General features: G+C 66.9%; 13 protein-coding genes. 4 read left to right on the top strand and 9 right to left on the bottom strand.

The genetic code is table 11. The features are described from left to right. Positions 1–116: 116 nt before the first annotated feature. Complete coding sequence (locus AC1Q6P_RS15150; RefSeq protein WP_492664670.1) at positions 117–2,558, top strand: polysaccharide lyase 8 family protein; 2,442 nt, start codon at positions 117–119, stop codon at positions 2,556–2,558. A gap of 9 nt (positions 2,559–2,567) precedes the next feature. On the opposite strand, the gene AC1Q6P_RS15145 is transcribed toward AC1Q6P_RS15150, so the two are convergent. From AC1Q6P_RS15145 to AC1Q6P_RS15120, 6 genes are all read right to left on the bottom strand, one after another. Continuing rightward, positions 2,568–2,783 carry a hypothetical protein gene (locus AC1Q6P_RS15145; protein WP_492664671.1) on the bottom strand — a complete coding sequence of 72 codons (216 nt, stop codon included), beginning with the start codon at positions 2,781–2,783 and terminating at the stop codon, positions 2,568–2,570. Continuing rightward, positions 2,783–4,651, bottom strand: a complete 1,869-nt coding sequence (locus tag AC1Q6P_RS15140) for a glycoside hydrolase family 35 protein (protein ID WP_492664672.1) — start codon at positions 4,649–4,651, stop codon at positions 2,783–2,785. The genes AC1Q6P_RS15145 and AC1Q6P_RS15140 overlap by 1 nt, the downstream gene beginning before the upstream one ends. A 124-nt stretch (positions 4,652–4,775) precedes the next feature. After that, positions 4,776–7,694, bottom strand: a complete 2,919-nt coding sequence (locus AC1Q6P_RS15135; protein WP_492664673.1) for a TonB-dependent receptor — start codon at positions 7,692–7,694, stop codon at positions 4,776–4,778. A gap of 140 nt (positions 7,695–7,834) precedes the next feature. Then, complete coding sequence (locus tag AC1Q6P_RS15130; protein WP_492664674.1) at positions 7,835–9,118, bottom strand: glycoside hydrolase family 88 protein; 1,284 nt, start codon at positions 9,116–9,118, stop codon at positions 7,835–7,837. A 228-nt stretch (positions 9,119–9,346) separates the two neighbouring features. Next, on the bottom strand, positions 9,347–10,129 hold the full coding sequence (gene kduD / locus AC1Q6P_RS15125) for a 2-dehydro-3-deoxy-D-gluconate 5-dehydrogenase KduD (RefSeq protein ID WP_492664675.1): 783 nt from the start codon (positions 10,127–10,129) through the stop codon (positions 9,347–9,349). Positions 10,130–10,147: 18 nt separating this feature from the next. Then, positions 10,148–10,966 (bottom strand): 5-deoxy-glucuronate isomerase, encoded by an 819-nt coding sequence (locus tag AC1Q6P_RS15120; RefSeq protein ID WP_492664676.1) that lies wholly within the window; start codon positions 10,964–10,966, stop codon positions 10,148–10,150. 429 nt (positions 10,967–11,395) lie between these two features. Between AC1Q6P_RS15120 and AC1Q6P_RS15115 the strand changes: the two genes are divergently transcribed. Genes AC1Q6P_RS15115 through AC1Q6P_RS15105 form a run of 3 tightly spaced genes read left to right on the top strand, consistent with a single transcriptional unit; the run spans position 11,396 to position 14,150 of the window. Then, positions 11,396–11,638, top strand: coding sequence for a plasmid-related protein (locus AC1Q6P_RS15115; protein WP_492703243.1), 243 nt, complete (start codon positions 11,396–11,398; stop codon positions 11,636–11,638). A 9-nt stretch (positions 11,639–11,647) separates the two neighbouring features. Then, the gene (locus AC1Q6P_RS15110) at positions 11,648–13,039 is read left to right on the top strand and encodes a DNA cytosine methyltransferase (RefSeq protein WP_492664678.1); all 1,392 of its coding nucleotides are present in this window, start codon (positions 11,648–11,650) and stop codon (positions 13,037–13,039) included. Between the two features lie 22 nt (positions 13,040–13,061). After that, positions 13,062–14,150: a hypothetical protein gene (locus AC1Q6P_RS15105; RefSeq protein WP_492664679.1), complete on the top strand. Its 1,089-nt coding sequence runs from the start codon at positions 13,062–13,064 to the stop codon at positions 14,148–14,150. 176 nt (positions 14,151–14,326) lie between these two features. Here AC1Q6P_RS15105 and AC1Q6P_RS15100 read toward each other — a convergent pair whose 3' ends face one another. From AC1Q6P_RS15100 to AC1Q6P_RS15090, 3 genes are all read right to left on the bottom strand, one after another. Next, on the bottom strand, positions 14,327–15,787 hold the full coding sequence (locus tag AC1Q6P_RS15100; RefSeq protein WP_492664680.1) for an MFS transporter: 1,461 nt from the start codon (positions 15,785–15,787) through the stop codon (positions 14,327–14,329). 77 nt (positions 15,788–15,864) lie between these two features. Beyond that, positions 15,865–17,091 carry a LacI family DNA-binding transcriptional regulator gene (locus tag AC1Q6P_RS15095; RefSeq protein ID WP_492664681.1) on the bottom strand — a complete coding sequence of 409 codons (1,227 nt, stop codon included), beginning with the start codon at positions 17,089–17,091 and terminating at the stop codon, positions 15,865–15,867. A gap of 120 nt (positions 17,092–17,211) precedes the next feature. Next, positions 17,212–18,231, bottom strand: a complete 1,020-nt coding sequence (locus AC1Q6P_RS15090; RefSeq protein ID WP_492664682.1) for an SMP-30/gluconolactonase/LRE family protein — start codon at positions 18,229–18,231, stop codon at positions 17,212–17,214. Positions 18,232–18,233 lie beyond the last annotated feature (2 nt).

The following is an 18,233-nucleotide window of genomic DNA, read 5'->3' as shown; positions in this document are numbered from 1 at the left end:
TGGCACCGCCCCTCCTGGCGACAACCCTAGCTCCACCAGCCGCACAAAATGTTAACGTTCACCTCAAATAACACGCCAGCCACCACAGGGCCGGCCCACACCGAGGAGACGTCGACATGATGATGATGATGATGGTGCCCATGAAACGCGCACGGCTCTGGCGCCCCGCCCTGCTCGCCCTGGCCAGCAGCCTGGCCCTGCAGACTGCCCAAGCCCAGACCGAGAGCGACTACGCCCAGCTGCGCAGCCGCTGGCTGCAGCAGCTGACCGGCAGCCCCAGCACCCTGCCCGAGCGCCAGGCCGCCCTGGCCGAGCTGGCCGACAAGGCCGAGCTGCACTGGCAGGCCATCGACCTTTCCAGCAGCACGCCCGGCCTGTGGCCCGATCTGCAAAGCAGCAGCGATGCCTCGGTGCTGACCAGCCATTACGCCCGCCTCTTGCTGATGGCGCGCGCCCAGGCCACGCCGGGCTCGCGCCTGTTCGGCAACCCCACGCTGGCCAGCGCCGTGATCGATGGGCTGGCCTGGATGCACGCCAATCGCTACCGCCCGGGCCTCAGCCGCTACGGCAACTGGTGGGATTGGGAGATCGGCGCGCCGCAGGCCTTGAGCAGCATCCTGACCTTGATGCATGGCGCACTCAGCACCGAAGAGCGCGGCCGCTATCTCGCCACGATTGATTTCTACGTGCCCGACGCCACCCACCGCGGCAACCAGCCCAGCCTCGAGGAAACCGGCGCCAACCGCCTGGACAAGGCCTTGATCGTCGGCGTGCGTGGCGCGCTCGGCGGCTCGGACGAGCGCTTGCGCCACGCCCGCGACGCCATCAGCCAGACCCTGCCCAACGTCACCCAGGGTGATGGCTTCTACGCCGACGGCTCCTTCATCCAGCACAACTACGTGGCCTACACCGGCAGCTACGGTCTGGTGGTGATGGACAGCCTCTCGCGCCTGCTGCTGCTCTTGAACGGCAGCCTCTGGGCCCCGACCGACCCGCAGCTCAGCAACGTCTACGACTGGAGCGAGCGCGCCTTCCGCCCCCTGGTGCGCGATGGCGCCATGGCCGATTCGGTGCGTGGCCGTGCCATCGCCCGGCGCAGTTCCAGCAACCATTCCGCCGGCCGCAGCCTGATGGGCTCGCTGCTGCGCCTGGCCGAGGGCGCGCCCGCGGCCCAGGCGCAGCCGCTCAAGGAAATGGTCAAGGGCTGGCTGCAGCGCAACCGCTACCTCGGCCCCGGCTGCTTCACCGGCCAGGCCCTGGCGCCCGACAGCGCCTGCGCCAAGTTCAGCCTGCATGAGATCAGCCTGCTGCAAGACCTGCAAGCCAACACCAGCCTCAGCCCCGCGCCCGAGCGGCCCGGCGCCCAGGTCTTCGCCGCCATGGACCGCGCCGTGCTGCGCCATGCGGATTTCAGCTTTGATCTGAGCCTGTTCTCCAACCGCATCAGCGCCTACGAATCGGGCAATGGCGAGAACCTGCGCCCCTGGTGGACCGGCATGGGCATGAGCAGCCTGCACAACGCCGACCAGCAGGCCTTCGATGGCGACTACTGGGCCACGGTCGACCTGCTGCGCCTGCCCGGCACCACCACCGACCGCAGCAGCGCCGCCCTCAAAAACTGGGCCCTGATCAAGAACACCAGCAACTGGGTCGGCGGCGCCCAGCTCGAAGGCCGCTACGCCATCGCCACGCTGGACTTCGGTGCGCTCAACGTGACCGGCAGCTCGCTCAAGGGCAAGAAGGCCTGGTTCCTGTTCGGCGACAAGATCATCGCCCTGGGTGCGGCCATCAGCAGCACCGGCAGCCTGGCCGTGGAAACCGTGGTCGAGAACCGCAAGCTCAATGCGAGCGGCAGCAACGCGCTGACCGTGGGCGGCCAGACCCAACCCAGCATGCCGGGCTGGAGCGCCAGCCTCAGCAACACCGCCTGGGCCCACCTGGCCGGCAGCCAGCCGGGCGCGGACATCGGCTACGTCTTCCCCGACCGGCCCACGCTGCAAGCTCTGCGAGAGCAGCGCAGCGGCAGCTGGAAAGCCATCAAGTCCCAGGAACTGGACGACACGGTCAGCGCCCATTACCTGAGCCTGGCCATCCCGCACGGCCTCAAGCCCACGGCCGCCAGCTACAGCTATGTCATCCTGCCCGGCCGCAGCGCCACGCAGACCGCCGCCTTCGCGGCCCAGCCCACGCTCAAGATTCTGGCGCGCAGCACCGACCTGCTGGCCGTGCAGGACAGCAGCCTCGGCCTGGTTGGCGCCAACTTCCTGACCAATGGCAGCAAAACGCTGAACCTCGACGGCAAGCCCTTGCTGAGCAGCAGCGCCAAGGCCTCGGTGCTGATGCGCGAGAGCGGCGACGAGCTGGCCCTGAGCGTGGCCGACCCCACCCAGGTCAACACCGGCAGCATCACTCTGGATCTTCAGCGCGCCGCCAGCGCCATGCTGGCCAGCAGCCCCGGCATCACCGTGCTGCGCCTGGCGCCCACGGTGCAGCTGCAGGTCAATGTGGCCCAAGCAGCCGGGCGCTCTTTCGAGGCCCGCTTCCGGCTGCAGCGCTGATCCGCGCCCTCAGCCCGCCGCAGGCGGGTTCAGCTCTTGGGCCGAACCCGTCTGCGCCAGGATCTGGCGCCAGCGGTAGAAGGTCGTGTCGGAAAAGCGCCCATGCCGGCAGGCCTGGGTGACGCTCATGCCCGCCTCCACCTGCTGCACATAAAAGCGCATCACGGCTTCAGGCAGGGGCAGGCTGGGCCGGCCGCGTGCGTGCGTGACGAACAAGGCGTCCATCACCACAGCTCCGCCAGCGTCGGCGCCATGTCCACCACCTCACCCGCCTGCGGCAGGCGGGCGCAGAAATCGGCGCTCAAGGCCTGGCCGGCCTCGGGCTGCAGCTCCAGCACGGTCAGCGTGTTGCGGCCTTGGCGCAGCAGCGGCCAGGGCAGGTAGAGCGCCAGCTGCGGGCCACGCATCCAGTGGCGGCCGAGGTTGAAGCCATTGATCCAGACCTGGCCCTTGTGGCCGCCGTTCAGTCGCACAAAGCAGTCACCCGGCGCGTCCACCTCGAAGTCGGCGCTGAAGAACTGCGGCAGGCCGCTCTGCACCGAGGCCCCAGCGCGCACCTGCGTGGCGCCCGCCGGCAGCTCGGCCAGGGGCAAGGCGAAGTGCTCCCAGCACTGCAGCACATTGATGCCCAGGCGCACCCAACCCAGCAGGCCCTTGCGGTCATGCAACTGCGGGCCGTAGTTGACCCGGCCCTGGTTCTCCACCAGCAGCTCCAGCGTGGCCTCGCCGCCAGGCCAATCCAGCGCCAGGCTCAAGGCCCCGTTGCGTTCCAGCAGGCCCACGGGCCGGCCGTCCACAAACACCTGGGCGCGGTCATGCACGGCCTGCACCGACAGCGTCACCGGGCCTTTCGGGTGGCGCACCCGGCAGCGGTAGAGCGTGAAGCCGTAGTCCTGCCCCAGCTGCTCCATGCTGCGCGGGCACACATCGATGCGAGTGGGCGCCAGACCGTGCAAGGCCTCGAACCAGGGCTGGCAAGGCGCCAGGGCCAGGCCTTGCAGATCGAAGCGCGGCGCCTCGGGCGGCAGCGGTGGCAACTCGGGCGCCGGCAGGCCGCGGGCCTGCGCCTGCTGGCGCAGATGTGCCAGGATCACCGCCTTCATGGCGATGAATTTGGGCGTCACGCTGCCGTCCTCGGCCAGGGGCGCGTCGTAGTCGTAGCTGTTGACCGTGGGCTGGTAGGCCCCGGTCTTGAGATCGGTGTTGGCTCCGTTCATGAAGCCGAAGCTGGTGCCACCGTGCACCATGAAGATGTTGACCGAAGCGCCCGCCTCCAGGATCTGGCCCAGGCAGCGGGCAGCGTCCTCGCCGTCGCGGGTGTGGTGGGGCTCGCCCCAGTGGTCGAACCAGCCGTTCCAGAACTCCATGCACATCAGCGGGCCGCGGGGCTGGTGCTCGCGCAGCTTGGCCAGCTCCGAGGGCACGCGCGAGCCAAAGTTCCCAGTCTTGAGCAGATGCGGCAGCGTGCCGTGGGTCAACATGTGGTCGGTCGGGCCGTCCGAGGTGAAGAGCAGCACGCGCACGCCGTGGCGGCGCAGGCTGGCCTCGGTCCAGGCCAGGTAATCCTTGTCGCTGCCGTAGCTGCCGTATTCGTTCTCCACCTGCATGGCCAGGATGGGCCCGCCTTCGGTGATCTGCAGCGGCGTGAGAAGCGGCAGCAGCGCGGCAAAGAAGCGGTCCACCGCCGCCAGATAGGGCGGGTGGCTGCAGCGCAAGGCCATCTCACCGTCCGCCAGCAGCCAGGCCGGCAGGCCGCCGAACTCCCACTCCGCGCAGATGTAGGGCCCGGGCCGCACGATCACCCACAGGCCCAGGCGCTGGGCCAGCTGCACAAAGGCCACCAGGTCCAGCCGGCCCTCGAAACAGAACTCGCCCGGCCGCGGCTCGTGCAGGTTCCAGGCCACGTAGGTCTCCACCGTGTTCAGGCCCAGGGCCTTGAGCTTGAGCAGGCGGTCTTCCCATTGCTCGGGCAGCACGCGGAAGTAATGCAGCGCGCCGGACAGCAGCTGCACCGGCTGGCCGTTCAGCACAAAGTCATCGCCGCAGACGGCAAAGGTCGAGGGGGTAGGAATACAGGAGCTGGGGGACTGCATGGCATGAGCGCGGCGCCGATCGATCGAATGAACGATCACAAACCGCAAAGGGAAAGGAACAAGCAAAGACAAAAAAGGCGCCACCGCCGGCCTGATGCACCGGCGGCAGCGCCCGCACCCATCATCAATACTTCAGGCGCAAACCGAGGTAGAACTGGCGGCCGCTGCTGTAGAGCGCCGTGGTGGCATCAAAAGGCACGTTGGCATTGGCCGCGTTGTAGAAGCGGGTCACCGGCTTGTTGAGGTTCAGGCCTTCAAAGGTCAGGGTCACCGTGTCGTTGAGCTTGTAGTTGGCCGAAGCGGCCAGCGTGCCCGAAGCCGCCAGATAGTTCTGCGACAGGCCGTACAGGCCCACGCGCGAGGCGCTGCGGTGCGCATACGCCAGGCGGGCGCTGAAGACCTCGTCCTCGTAGTAGGCGCCCAGGTTGTAGCTGTTCTTGGAGGCGCCCAGCATGGGGTTGCCGTTGGCTTCCTTGGCATGGGCGTAGGTGTAGTTGGCCGAGACACCAAAGCCGCCCCAGACCGGCTGCTCATAGCCCAGCTCCAGGCCGCGCGAACGGCCGGTAGTGGCCGCCGGCGAGCTGACCAGGGTGGGCACCACGGCCGGGCCGCCCAGGGCCACCGGGATGGCCGTGTTCAGCTGCTGCTGCATGGAGCTGCCCGCGCCGATCAGCGTGTCGAAGTCCATCATGAACACCTGCGCCGACAGCACCGAGCGGCGCGCGAAGTACCACTCCAGGCCGAGGTTGTAGTTCTTGGCCACCACGGGCTTCAACTCGGCGTTGCCACCGGCCGCGGTGGACGGCGGGTTGTTGGCCGGGTTGTAGGCAAAGGCGCTGAGCGTCGAGCCCAGGGCGCTGTAGTCCGGGCGGGCCATCACCTTGGCCGCCGCCACGCGCAGCAGCAGCTTGTCGCTCAGGTCATAGCTCAGGCTGGCGCTGGGCAGGGCCTGGGTGTCGCTGCTCTCGGTGCTCTTGATGTAGAAGTTGCCGAAGCGCGAGCCGGTCACCAGGCTGGCGCCCTCGGGCACAAAGCCCTTGCAGGCCTCGGCCTGGGCCGGGCTGCCGTAGGTCAGGCCATTGCTGGCGGTGACGGCGCCGCAGGGCACGCCGGTGTTGGTGGTGACTTGCGTGCGGGTGCGCACCAGGCGCAGGCCGAGCTCGGCGCGCCAGTCGTCGCGCGCCAGCTTGGCCAGGCCGTAGGCCGCGCTGACGTTTTCTTTCACCGTGAACACGCCGGACACCGGGCGGTTGAACACCGGGTCGGCCGAGAAGTTGGCGTCCGACCAGGCCACCACGGCGGCTGGGTCAATCAAGGGCACGCCCGCGCCGCCGGGGTTGCCGCCCAGGCCGCTGCCAAAGTTGCTGGGGAAGCTGGCGCCGCCCCAGGCCGGCAGGCTGGTCAGTGCAACCTGGCCGTTCTTGGTGGCGTTCATCGGCGCGGCGCCCTTGACCGGGCGGCTGCCCTCGCGCTCATGCTCGGCAAATCGAGCGCCGAACTTGAGGGCCGAGATCAGGCAGCTCTCGGCGAAGCGGTACTCGCCGTCGATCTGGCCGTAGTTCTCGCGGTCCTTGCTGCGCTGCTGACTGAAGCTGTTGTCGGCGCCGGAGTTGCCAGGCAGATAGCTGAGCTTGCTGCCGTCAAAACCATTGGGCAGGCTCACCTGCACCGGCTTGTCCATGCCCTGGAAGCTGTAGGCCGTGGCCGTGTTGGGCAGGAAGGCGTAATTCCAATACAGGAAGGTGTCGCCCTGCGCGCGGGTGTGGCCGACCTGGCCCTTGAAGCTCAGCGCCTCACTGGCGCGGTAGTTGAAGTCGGCGTTCAGGTACTGAGTCTTGGAGGCCGCCAGCGGGTTGGCCTGCGTCTCCAGCTGAGCGCCCATGGCATTGCCGCTGTTGTTGAATCGCGCGGCGTTGATGCGCTCGCCGTCCAAGCTCACTTCGCTGGGCACCACGCCGCCGCTGGCCGCCACCGAATTGCCGGGGCGCACGAAGAAACGGGTGTTGGTGTAGCTGGCCTTGAGCTCGCTGTGGAAGGCGTCGAGGTTGACCGTCAGGTCCGGCGAGACCTTGAACTCGGCGCCCAGCACCGCGCCCTGGCGCTGGCGCTTTTGCTCGAACAGGCTGTTGATCAGGCCGCTGATGTAGAGCTTGTTGCCCAACTGGCCGCCATTGGCCTGGCCGGCCGGTGTGGCGGGCGAGAGGCGGGCCCAGGTGATCTCGGACTGGCCATCGCGGCGGATGTGGCGGGTCTGGTCAAACACCTGCAGCATCACACCCGCGTCGTTGGCCTCGTTCTTCCAGTTGAACAAGGCATTGAACTGCGGGTCGGTCTTGCCGGCCTGGTCGGCGTACACGCCTTGCAAGCCGATCTCGGCCGAGAAGCGCTTTTTGAACTCCAGCGGGCGGCGGGTGATGATGTCCACCGAGCCTGCCACGCCGCCCTCGAGCTGGTCGGCCGAGGCGCTCTTGCGCACCACCACCTGGCTGACGATTTCCGAAGGCAGCAGCAGGAAGCTGACGCTGCGCGCCGCGCCCGAGCTGTTGGAGCCGGTGCCGCCGGCGATCTGGTCGCCCGGGTCCCAATCGGCCGAAGCCACGCTGTGCCCGTTGATGGTGGTCAGCGACAGGCTGGGGTTGGTGCCGCGCATGCTGACCCGGTCGTTCTCGTCGTAGCCGCCCTGGCCGCCACTGCCGGCGGTGGTGGTCACGCCGGGCAGCTTTTGCAGCGCATCGGCCACGTTCTTGTCCGGCATCTTGCCGATGTCTTCGGCGCTCACCACCTCGGTCACGCCATCGGCAAAGCGCTTGGCGTTCAGCGACTTTTCCTTGGACGCGCGGATGCCGCTGATCACCACCGTGTCCAGCTGGTTCTGCACCGGTGCCTTGGCTTCGGGCGTGGCGGCCGAGGCATTGCTTTGCGCCGCAGCGCCGCCGGCGGCCAGGGCCAGGAAGCTGGCGGCGGCGATGGCCACGGCGTGCGGCACGGTCGGGAAAGCCGAAGCGGAACGAGGGGCAAACAAAGTCTGAGTCGAGGGTCGCATGGTCGTGTCTCCAGTGTAGGTATTGATCTGATCTGCGCAGCGAGTCGGGGGGAGCGGAAAGAGAAAGGTCAGGGAAGCGAGAGAGAAGGCATCGAGAAGAAAAAGAAGAATTGGCAAGCAGGGGCGCCGCGCAGCCCAGGTCAAACAGGGGTCGAAGTCGAAGGTGGAATCGGTCTTGAGCTCAAAGCCGCAGGCGGGTGCCAGAACGGCGTCCAGCCACGGGCGCGGCGGGCCAGGGCTTCGAGGAAGAAGAAGTCGCCCCACAGGCTGGCCTCGTCCACGCCCAAGCCATCGGGCTTGCTGTAGACGCCGTGTCGCAGCAAGGCGTTGCCCGGCGCGTCCCAGCCGGCGCAGTGGCGCAGCAGGCCGTCGAGGATGCGGTCAGCCGCCTGGCGGTAAGCTTGGGCGCGCTCAGCCTCGGCCGCGGGCAGCTGCTCGGCGATGTCCATCAGGCCGCAGGCCGCAATCGCGCTGGCCGAGCTGTCCCAGGGCTCGCCCGCCTCGGGCGGGAAGCTCATGTCCCAGCAGGCAATGCCATGCTCGGGCAGCAGGGCCAGGAAGTGATCCGCCAGCTGGCAGGCCGTTTGCAAAAAGCCCTGCTCCGGCACCCAGCGGTGGTTGAGCGCAAAGCCATACAAGCCCCAGGCCTGGCCACGCGCCCAGCAGGATTGGTCCGAGGCACCTTGCGCCGTGGTGCCATGCAAGGGTGCGCCGGTCTCGGGGTCGAAGTGGAAGGTGTGGAAGCTGCTGTGATCGGGCCGCACCAGGTGTTCACGCGAGCGCTGGGCGTGGCTGATGGCGGCCTCGCGCATCTCGGCCGCGCCGCCCTGCCCTGCGGCCCAGTGCAGCAGAGGCAGGTTGAGCAGGCAATCGATGATGATGCGGCCGCGCTGAGCCGGGTCTTCCAGCCGGCCCCAGGCCTGCACCACACCGGCGCGTGGCAGATAGCGCGTCATCAGCAAGGCGGCCGCCTGCAAAGCCGTGGCGTGGGCCAGAGGCTGCGGCCCCTGGCGCAGCGCCGCCACGCAAGAGGGCATGAAGAGAAAACCCAGGTCGTGGTGATCCACCACAAAGCGCCGCGCCAGCCTGCGCGAGTAACCGTCCAGCTGGGCGGCTGCCGCCGTGCCAAAGCGGGCCTCGCCGCTCAGCTCATGCGCCATCCAGAGCAGGCCGGTCCAGAAACCCGCCGTCCAGCTGCTGTTGACGCCGTCCGGCTCCTCGGGCCAGACGGCGGGCGCGAAGTAATTGCCCTTGCTGGTGTCCCCCGGGAAATGCGGGCCCAACTGCTGCAGGCAGCGGCCCAGTTGGGCGCAGGCGGCGGCAATCGCCTGCTCGGCGCGCACCACCATGGAGGGCTGCGCCGTGCATGCTGGGCTGGCCGCGCCGGCCTCGGGGTGTTCAACAAGAGAAACGGTGGTCGTCATGTCTCGATCAGGCATGGGGCGCCGCAGCACTTCGGCTGCGGGCGGGTGTGGGAAAGAAGCAAGGTCTCTATTTGCAAAGCAGCTTCAAAGCTTGGGTGCTTTCGTAGCGAGCGGCCGTCAGGCGAGGCGGACGGAGCGCAGGAACCGGAACGTACTTCCTGTACGTGAGGATTCCGAGCACCGGACCAACGACGCATGGCGGCCGCGCAGTAGAAAGCGCTCAAGCTCTCAGCGGGCCATCCAGCCGCCATCGACGACCAGCAACTGGCCATGCATGTATGCAGACGCAGGAGACGCCAGGAACACTGCCGCGCCCACCAGGTCTTGCGCCTGGCCCCAGCGGCCGGCCGGGATGCGCTCCATCACCTGGCGGCTGCGCTCGGGGTCGGCGCGCAGTGGCGCGGTGTTGGCGGTTTCGATATAGCCCGGGGCAATCGCGTTGACGCCCACGCCTTGGCCGGCCCACTCATTGGCCAGGGCGCGGGTCAGGCCCAGCAGCGCATGCTTGGCCGCGGCGTAGGCCGGCACGCGGATGCCGCCCTGCAGGCTCAGCAGCGAGGCGATGTTGATGATGCGGCCGCTGCCCTGCTCCAGCATCTGGCGGCCGGCGCCTTGGCACAGGCGCCAGGCGGCGTCGAGGTTCAGGTCCAGCACGGCGTCCCAGTCTTCGTCGCGCACCTCGGCGGCCGGCGCGCGGCGGATGATGCCGGCGTTGTTCACCAGCACATCGATGCGCCCGTAGTGCTTCAGGGTTTGGGCCAGCACCTCGGCCGGCGCCTCGGGCCGGGCCAGGTCGGTGGCGATCACCAGGCATTGGCGGCCCAGGGCGCGCACCGCCGCCTCTGTGTCCTCGCTGCTCTGGCTGTGGCGGGTGATGGCCACATCGGCGCCCGCTTGCGCCAAGCCGATGGCCAGGGCCTGGCCGATGCCGCTGGCGCCCGCCGTGACCAGGGCCACGCGGCCCTGCAGGGAGAACAGGGATTGGAGTTGGGATGGGGTGTTGGTGCTCATTTGGCTTGTCTCACTCACTCAGCACATGCCCACCAGCTTTTGCGTCCAGGCCAGCTCGGGCTGCAAAGCCACGCCCTGGCGGCGGCCGTCACCGGCCAGGAACCAGAGGTAGTAGCTCTTAGCGCCCGGCGCGGCGGCGTAGGTGTGGTAGCCGTAGGGAATGGACAGCAGGCTGTCGTCGCGCACCGTGTGGGTGTGGTCGAAACCGTGCTCGGGGCTGAAGTGGCGCGCCAGGCCGAAGCCTTCGGGCGAGGCCACGCGGAAGTAATACATCTCCTCGTGGAAGACCTCGCCGCCCTTTTCATCCTCCCGCTCATGCTTGTGCGGCGGGTAGGTGCTCCAGTTGCCCGAGGGCGTGATGGTCTCGCCCACGATCAGGCTGCTGGCCGGGCGGCCATCGGGCTGCGTCAAGATCTCGCGGAAATGCCGCGTGTAGTTCAGCGTGCCCCAGGTGCCGGTGCGCACCGCCTCGGGCCGCACCTCGTAGGCCTCGGTGTCCAAACTGGACGGCGCGCTCACCAGCACCGCCTCGAAGCGGCTGCTGGCCTTCACCGTGAAGCGGCTGCCGCGCGGCAGGTACACGCTGTGCGGGTTGCCCACAAACACATTGGCCCGGCCGCCCACGTTCGCAAAGCGCGGGCCACCCACCACGTCCACCGCCTCAGCCGTGCCCGAGAGCACCACCAACATCTGCTCGCGGTCCCCCGCCACCTGCCCGCTGTGCGCCTGGCCCGGCAGCAGCACCAGTTTTTCAAAACCCAGCAGCAGGCAGCTCGCGCCCTGCAGCACATGGTGGCCCGGGGCGGTGGGAATGGCGTGGAAGTGTGTGTGGCTCATGTTCGCTTATGTTCAATGTGTGATAACGATAACATGTTAAGCACAAGCGGGGGCTAGGGCAAGCCCTGAGGTGGGGTCAGGATGGGGCGGGGATATGTCTTCAGGCGCCGGGGCAGCGGATCTCAGATTCAGCGAAGGCTGCAATGCAGCGAGTTCTGCCTTTCGGTTGCCCTGGGTGAACTCCCATTGACTACCAGCGAGCCGCCACTCGCTTGACGAGACAGCGAGTGAGGTATGCGTCGATGAAGTGAAGACCAACCCGGCTGATGGGAGCTCAGCCAGGGTTTCTGCGCCGTAGGCGTTGCGCCTTTAGTGCTGTATATTCGTACAGCACTAAAGACGATTCACTCCCTTGCTGCCAACCACGGCGTCCTCCGTGGCGAACTGAGTTGTGGAGGCCGCGCACCGACAGATGGATGGATACACACCGTGTATCCACGCATTAAACTCCGCCGCATGAAAGACGCCGGCATCCGCATTCGAGTAGAGAGAGACTTACGCTCAGCGTTCGCAGCCGCTTGTCAGGCGGAGCGGAAGCAAGCGTCTGACGTGCTGCGCGAGTTCATGGAGGCCTATGTCGCCCGTTTCCAGGGCGGCCAGGGCGAATTGTTTGTAGCGCAGCGTTCTGAAATTGACGCGCAAGCGGCAGTTCCCAGAACCCAACAGACCTGAAAGCCTGAAATGACAAAACAAATCCAGGCGCTGAAGAGCTCGAATCCGAAGGTCGGAAGTGGCACCAAGGCCTCAGCCAAGCTAGCTTCCGGCTTCGAGACACCCTTTGCAGTGGTTGACCTGTTCTGCGGGGCCGGCGGTTTGTCCGAGGGCTTCCGACAGGCTGGCTTTGCCGTCATCGCGGGCTCGGACAACGACCCCGATGCGATGGCGACCTACGCGGCAAATTTTCCCGGCGCCAAAGCGATTACTGGCGACATCCGGAGCGCGGCGATCAAAGAGCAGATCCTTGAACAAGCTCGCCGTGCGACTGTGCTGGTTGGAGGTCCTCCTTGCCAGGCATTCTCACAAGTCCGCAACCACACGCGCATGATCGACGACCCGAGGAACTCGCTCTATCGCGAGTTCCTCGATGTGTTGAAGCAGACCTTGCCACCAGCATTCGTCGTTGAGAACGTGACTGGAATGGATCAGATGGGGGTGCGCGAACAGATCGCCGCTGACCTAGCTCTAGATGGTGAGTACGAAGTGCTGCCTCAAGTCGCCGACGCGGCCGATTTCGGCGTTCCGCAGTCGCGCAAGCGATTGCTGTTTGTTGGGGTCCGCAGGACCACCGGCCTCACGCCTGTTGAAATTGCTGGAACGAATGCAACCCAGGCTGTCACCCTCGCCCGGTTTGCGGGGCCACGAAAACCACGCTATCAAGTGGTTGTTCAAGAACACCTTCGGAGTATGCGGACAGGTGAGGCGCTTGTAGACCCTGCGAACGCCACTGTCGTCACCGCAGCTGATGCCTTGAGTGACTTGATCGGCCTGCCAGTGGGTAATCGTGTGGACGTGATCCCATATGCGGAGCTTTCTGCTCCAAAGAGCGCATACCAAAAACTCATGCGAGACGGTGCTGGCAAAACTTTGGCCAACGTGCAGGTACCGCGCATCAATCCGGATACGGAGTTGCGCCTACTCGGAATTCCACCTGGCGGCAACTACCGAGACCTTCGGGACGAGCTGACCGATCGGTACATCACGGGACATCGATGGGGGCATGACAACGGTACTGGCAAGCTTTCACGCAAGCACTTCTACGCATACCGGCGCCTACATCCCGGCGTTTGGGCGTGGACCCTCAACACAAAGGCCGATTCGGTCTACCACTACGCCGTGGCAAGAGCCTTGTCTGTACGTGAGTTTGCGAGGTTGCAGTCCTTCCCCGACCGATTCGTTTTCACCACAGATCACCGGCGGGGGATGATTGAAGGAAGGCACGATGGCGGCCCGGCGCACTCGCGATACCGTCAAGCAGGCAATGCCGTCCCCCCTCTGCTAGCTAGGGCACTTGCCTTAGACCTAATTCAGCAATTGCGCGGTATAAAGGAGGATCAAGAACAGCGCCGTGCATGACGGAGTCGCGAGGAGGGGAATTTTGACCGAAGAGGCACAAGCCAACGCAGCTATTGCAGTGAAATCGGCGTTTGGAGCAGAGAACCGGACCCGGCTTATAGACCAGTATTTTTCGCAGCAGAGCGAAGACAGTATCGTCCCGGATCGAGCATGGGCGCACGTCTACCAACTGCTGCTTTGGGCTGACCAGACCACAGGTTTGGGACATTGCTACGAAAGCGACAAGTGTCAGCCTGGCAAACGCTGGTACGCCCGGTCGCTAGCGTTTCACGACTGGGTGTCAACAGCTCTCGGCACGCCGCCCGGCGAGCTGGCCCAGCGCATTGATTGGCTCTTCCTGAAGGCGTCCGAGGATCTTGCTTCCTATGTGCTTCAGCAGGCGGAGCAGATAGCGGCCAAGGCCGAAGTTCAGCGACGCCCGTACGCCGGCCGGGGTTTTCCGCGCCCCGGGGAGGATCCTGAGCTGGTCACGATCATGAAGGATGGCCTAGCCGCGCATCTGAGTTCTGAGCCCTCTCGGGAAGAGTGGGATCGCATAGTCCAGCGCACCCGGCAATACATGGCGCTGGACAACAAGCGAAAGAACCTAGTCGGCGAAGGCTTCGAGGATGTCATCGCGCAGGTGCTGCAACGAACCTGCCGACGCAGGGACCTGCAGATTCACACGCGCCGAGCCCTACACGAGCTGCCCGGCTTCAATCGCGTGCGATCAGGCGACAAGCCCAACAAGGTGGACGTTGCGGTCATTCGGCCAGAGGCTAGAACGCTGGTGACAGCGAAATGGAGCGTTCGCGCCGACCGTGAAAAACAGTTCATCACAGATTTCAATGACTATGTGGCAGCAGAGTCGGATCGCAAGCCGTTTGAGTATGTCTTCGTGACTAACGAGTTTGACCCTGCGCGCCTGATGCGCGCGTGCGAACAACTGGTGGTCAACAACTTGATGTTCAACAAGGTGGTTCATATCAGCACCGATGCCGTCAAAGCGACCTATGGTCGTGCTCTGACGGGCAAAGATGACTCGGCGTCAATCCGCAAAGTGCTGAAGCATATTGACGATGGCCGGCTGATCAGCCTCGAAAAGTGGATTGCGGGAATTAGTCAGCCGTAATCCGCAGTAGCCCACCGCGGTGCAATACCGAGCACAAGGCGCGAGGGTCACACAAGGCGCGAGGGCAAGGCGCGAGGGTCAAGGCGCGAGGGTCAGGCCTTAAATCTCAAGACCCCATCTCATCCGCGACGACGTTTTGGTTAGCCAGCGAACGGCTCCCTGCACACAGCTCCCCTTCACCCCGGCGCCCGATACCCCCCCGCCCCACCAAGCCGCTGGAAATGCCGGTGCACCATCACAAAAGCCAGCGCTGCACCTAAGGCCAGGGCGCCGCTGGCGATGAAGGTGTGGCGGTACTCGTTGCCGGAGGCATCGAGCCAGGCGCCCATGAGCGGGGGCACGACCATATAGCCCAGGGCGGCCATCAGGCTCATGGCGGACTGGAACTGGGCAAAGCGGGTGCGGGGGAACAGGTACTGGCCCAGGGCGGCGGTGCCGGTGAGGTAGATGCCGGAGAGCACGCCGTGCAAGACAAAGGCCAGGGCGAACTGGCCGCCCTCACGCACCAGGGTGCCGGCGGCCAGCATGGCCAGGCCGTAGGCGGTGATGGCGGCCAGGCCCACGCGCAGCGGGTGCCAGCGGTCGGCCAGCCAGCCCACGGGCAGGGCCAGCAGCAGGGAGATGGCGTAAGTCAGGGCCAGGTACTTGCCATAGCCGTCCAGGCCCAGGCCCACATGTTTCGCATAGAACACGCCGAAGCTGTTGACCGGGTTGCCGGCCACCAGGCCCAGGGTCATGGCCAGGAACAGCCACAGGTAGTAAGGCTGCGTGAAGCACTCGCGCAGGTAGCGGCCCAGGGCGCCGCCACCGGCTGCGGCATCTTGCAACGCAGGAACAGCGTCAACCGGCGGGTAGTCGCCCTCGCGCACGCGCCAGCACATCAGCGCAAAGCCCAGGCCGTAAATCAGGGCGATGCCGATGAAGATGGCTGCAAAGTGTTGCTCTGCCCGGCCCATCAGGTGGAAGGTAAAAGCCATGCCGGCCAGCAGGCTGGTGGCACGGAACAGGCCGTAGAAGCGGCCTACCAGGGTGGGCGGCACCACGTCATTGATCAGGCCGCCGAACACGGCATTGGCGGTGACGGAGGCCACCTCGAAGAGGCTCCACATCAGCGAGAACACGATCAGCGCGCAGACGCGCTCACCCGGTGAAGCCCCGCCCAGCACGCTGTGCAGCGCCGCACCGAGCTCGGGCGTGAAGGCCATGCCCACCAAGGACACGACGATGAAAGGCGTGGGCAGGAACAGATAGGGGATGCGCCGGCCCCAGGGGCCGCGGTGTCGGTCCGAGCGCACGGCGACGATGGGCCCGAGCAGCAGGCCCAGGCCGGCCGGCACCGAGCCCACGACCAGGGCGATGAACAAATCGCTGGCCTGCATTTGCTTCAACAGAACCTGGGCCACGGGCGTGACGGCCCGCTCCTTCAGGCTCCAGGCGAAATCACCGAGCAGCAGCAGGGCAAACAGCAGCACCAGGCCCGAGCTGCCGTAGACCAGCGTGCCATTGCTCCAGCGGCCCTGCGTCCAACGATCACGCCAACGCAGGCCCCAGCTCGCAGCCTGTGGCTCGGGGCCCGAGGACAAGGTGGGCGGTGAAGCAGACGACGACGCGGGTGTGGGCGTGGGCAAGGAACTCATGGGCGGGGCGGAAACAAATGAGAGCTAGATTTCAGGCCGCCCCGCACGCCGCATCGTGGCTGCGCTGCTTTGGCGGCCTAACGTTTTTTGCGTTCGGGCTGGGCAGGCGCAGAAGCCACCTTGCGCGCCGCAGCGGTGGAAGAAGAAACAGAGGAAGAGGATGCGCCGCGCGCGGCCTTGGCCGCCGGCGGCACCGCCGTGGATTCACGGATCACCAGGCTGCTCTGCAGCTCGACGCGGATGCCGCGCTGCACGCCGGCCTCGATCTGCTGCAGCAGCAGGCGCACGGCGCTGCCGCCCAGCTGCTCGTAGTCTTGCTGCACGGTGGTCAGGGCCGGGTGGGTGTGGGCAGCGGCGGGGATGTCGTCGAAGCCGACCAGGGACAGGTCCTTGGGCACCTGCAGGCCGCGGGCACGGGCGGCGTCGAGCAGGCCCAGGGCCATCAAGTCATTGGCGCAGAAGACGGCGGTGGGCGGCTCGGCCAGGTCCAGCAGCTGCAGGCCTTGCTCAAAGCCCGAGCGCTGGCCGAAGTTGCCCTCCACCACCAGCTCGGGCGCAGGCGACAGGCCGGCCTGGGCCAGGGCCACGGTGTAGCCGCGCTCACGCTCCTGGCTCTGGCCCGAGTAGGCCGTGCCGCGCACAAAAGCGATGCGGCGGTGCCCCAGGTCCAGCAGGTGGCGTGTGAGGGCGTAGGCGCCCTCGTAGTTGTCGGCGCGCACCACCGGCAGCGGCGTGGGCGCACGCCAGTAGTTGACCAAGACGACGGGCAGCTCGGTGCGCTGGAAATGCTCCAGCTGCTCGCCGTGCTGGCCGGGCAGGATGAGCAGCAGGCCATCGCACAAGCTGCTGAGCAGGGGCACCACCTCGGGCCGCGCCTGGCCGCCCTCGTTGGGGGCGATGTCGTAGATGATCAAGTCCATGCCGGCCTTCTTCACCACATGGCTGATGGCATTGATGATGGCGGCCACCACGGGGGATTCAAAGTCGGTGACCAGCAGGCCCAGCACATGGGTGCGCCCACCCTTGAGCGCCTTGGCGCCCAGATTGGCCACATAGCCCATGGCCTGGGCCATGGCCAGCACCCGCTCGCGCGTGGCCTCGGCCACATAGCCCTTGCCGCTGAGCGCACGCGAGACCGTCATCACCGACACGCCGGCACGAGCGGCGATGTCGCTGACGGTGATGCGGCCGGCCTGGGTGGGCTCTGCGACCGGTGCAGCGGGTGAAACGGCGGGCGCAGCCGCTTCGCCTTCGCGCGGCGCGCGGCGCTTCGGAACAGGCTTGTTGCTCTTCATCGTTGACATGCTTTTCTCTCCCTCAATGGACGCAGGCCCGGCGCCGCGCGCGGCGGCGCGAATGGCCTGGCGGGCGGCATTGTCGCGCCAAGCCTGGCGCGCCCACCCCGGAGGAAAAGCGACTTGCGTTCATGCCCAAGGCGTGCCCGCGCGCAGGGCCGCCGCATCGAAGACAAAGCGGCCCAGCGGCGCGCTGGCCACCGGCAGATCGGCCACGAAGAGGCCGCCGGCCAGGGGCTCACGCGCCAGCTGCGCTTCGCTGAGGCCGGTGCGGGCGCTGGTGATGAAGAGCTGGCGGCCATCGACGCCGCCGAAGCAGCAGCTGGTGACCTGGCTGACGGGCAGATCGATGCGGGCCAGGGGCTCGCCCTGCGGGCTGTAGCGCGTGACGCGGTGGCCGCCCCAGTGAGCGATCCAGAGCGCGCCTTCGGCATCGACACACATGCCGTCAGGCACACCTTCTTCGGGCGGGAACTGGCGCCAGAGGCGGCGCGGCGCCGTGCCTTGTTGCGCGCCTTGCGGCTCACCGCTTTCATCCAGCGCATAGGCCCAGACGCAGCCCAGGCCGCTGTCGGCATGCCAGAGCGTGCGGCCGTCGAGGCTGAAGCAGGGGCCGTTGCCGATGCGGTAGCCGCGGTCCATGGTGCGCAGCTGGCCGCGGCTGTCCAGGCGCAGCAGTTCGGCGCGGGGCTGGCTGGGGTCGGGCTCGTAAATGCCGCTGAACCAGACCCGGCCCCAGGGGTCGAGCTTGGCGTCGTTCAAGCGCAGGCCTTGGCCCGGGGCTGCGGGCTCATGAATGGGCAGGCCGGGGCCCAGCACTTCCAGCTGCGGCCACAGGCGCAGGCGCAGCACGGCATCGACACGGCCGGCGAGGAAGACGCCCTCCTCCGTTTTTCCGTCAGCGCCATTGCTGGCGATCAGCCAGGCCACGCGCCAGGGCAAGGCCCAGCGGTGGCGCTGGCCCGAGGGCAGGTCGAGGCCATGGACGGCGGCGCCGTGGATGTCCAGCCAGAGCAGGCGGCCGGCCGAGGCCTGGGCCGCATCGGCCAGCCACAGCGGGCCTTCGCCCAGCTGGCATTCGGCCGGCCAGAGGCAGCGGGCGCTGTAGCGCGGCAGGGTGTCGGGCATGTGGGCTTGGTGCACGCTCATGC

It is taken from the genome of Roseateles sp. GW835-FHT13E02, from assembly GCF_058794035.1.
This window is presented reverse-complemented; position numbering and strand designations above follow the sequence as displayed.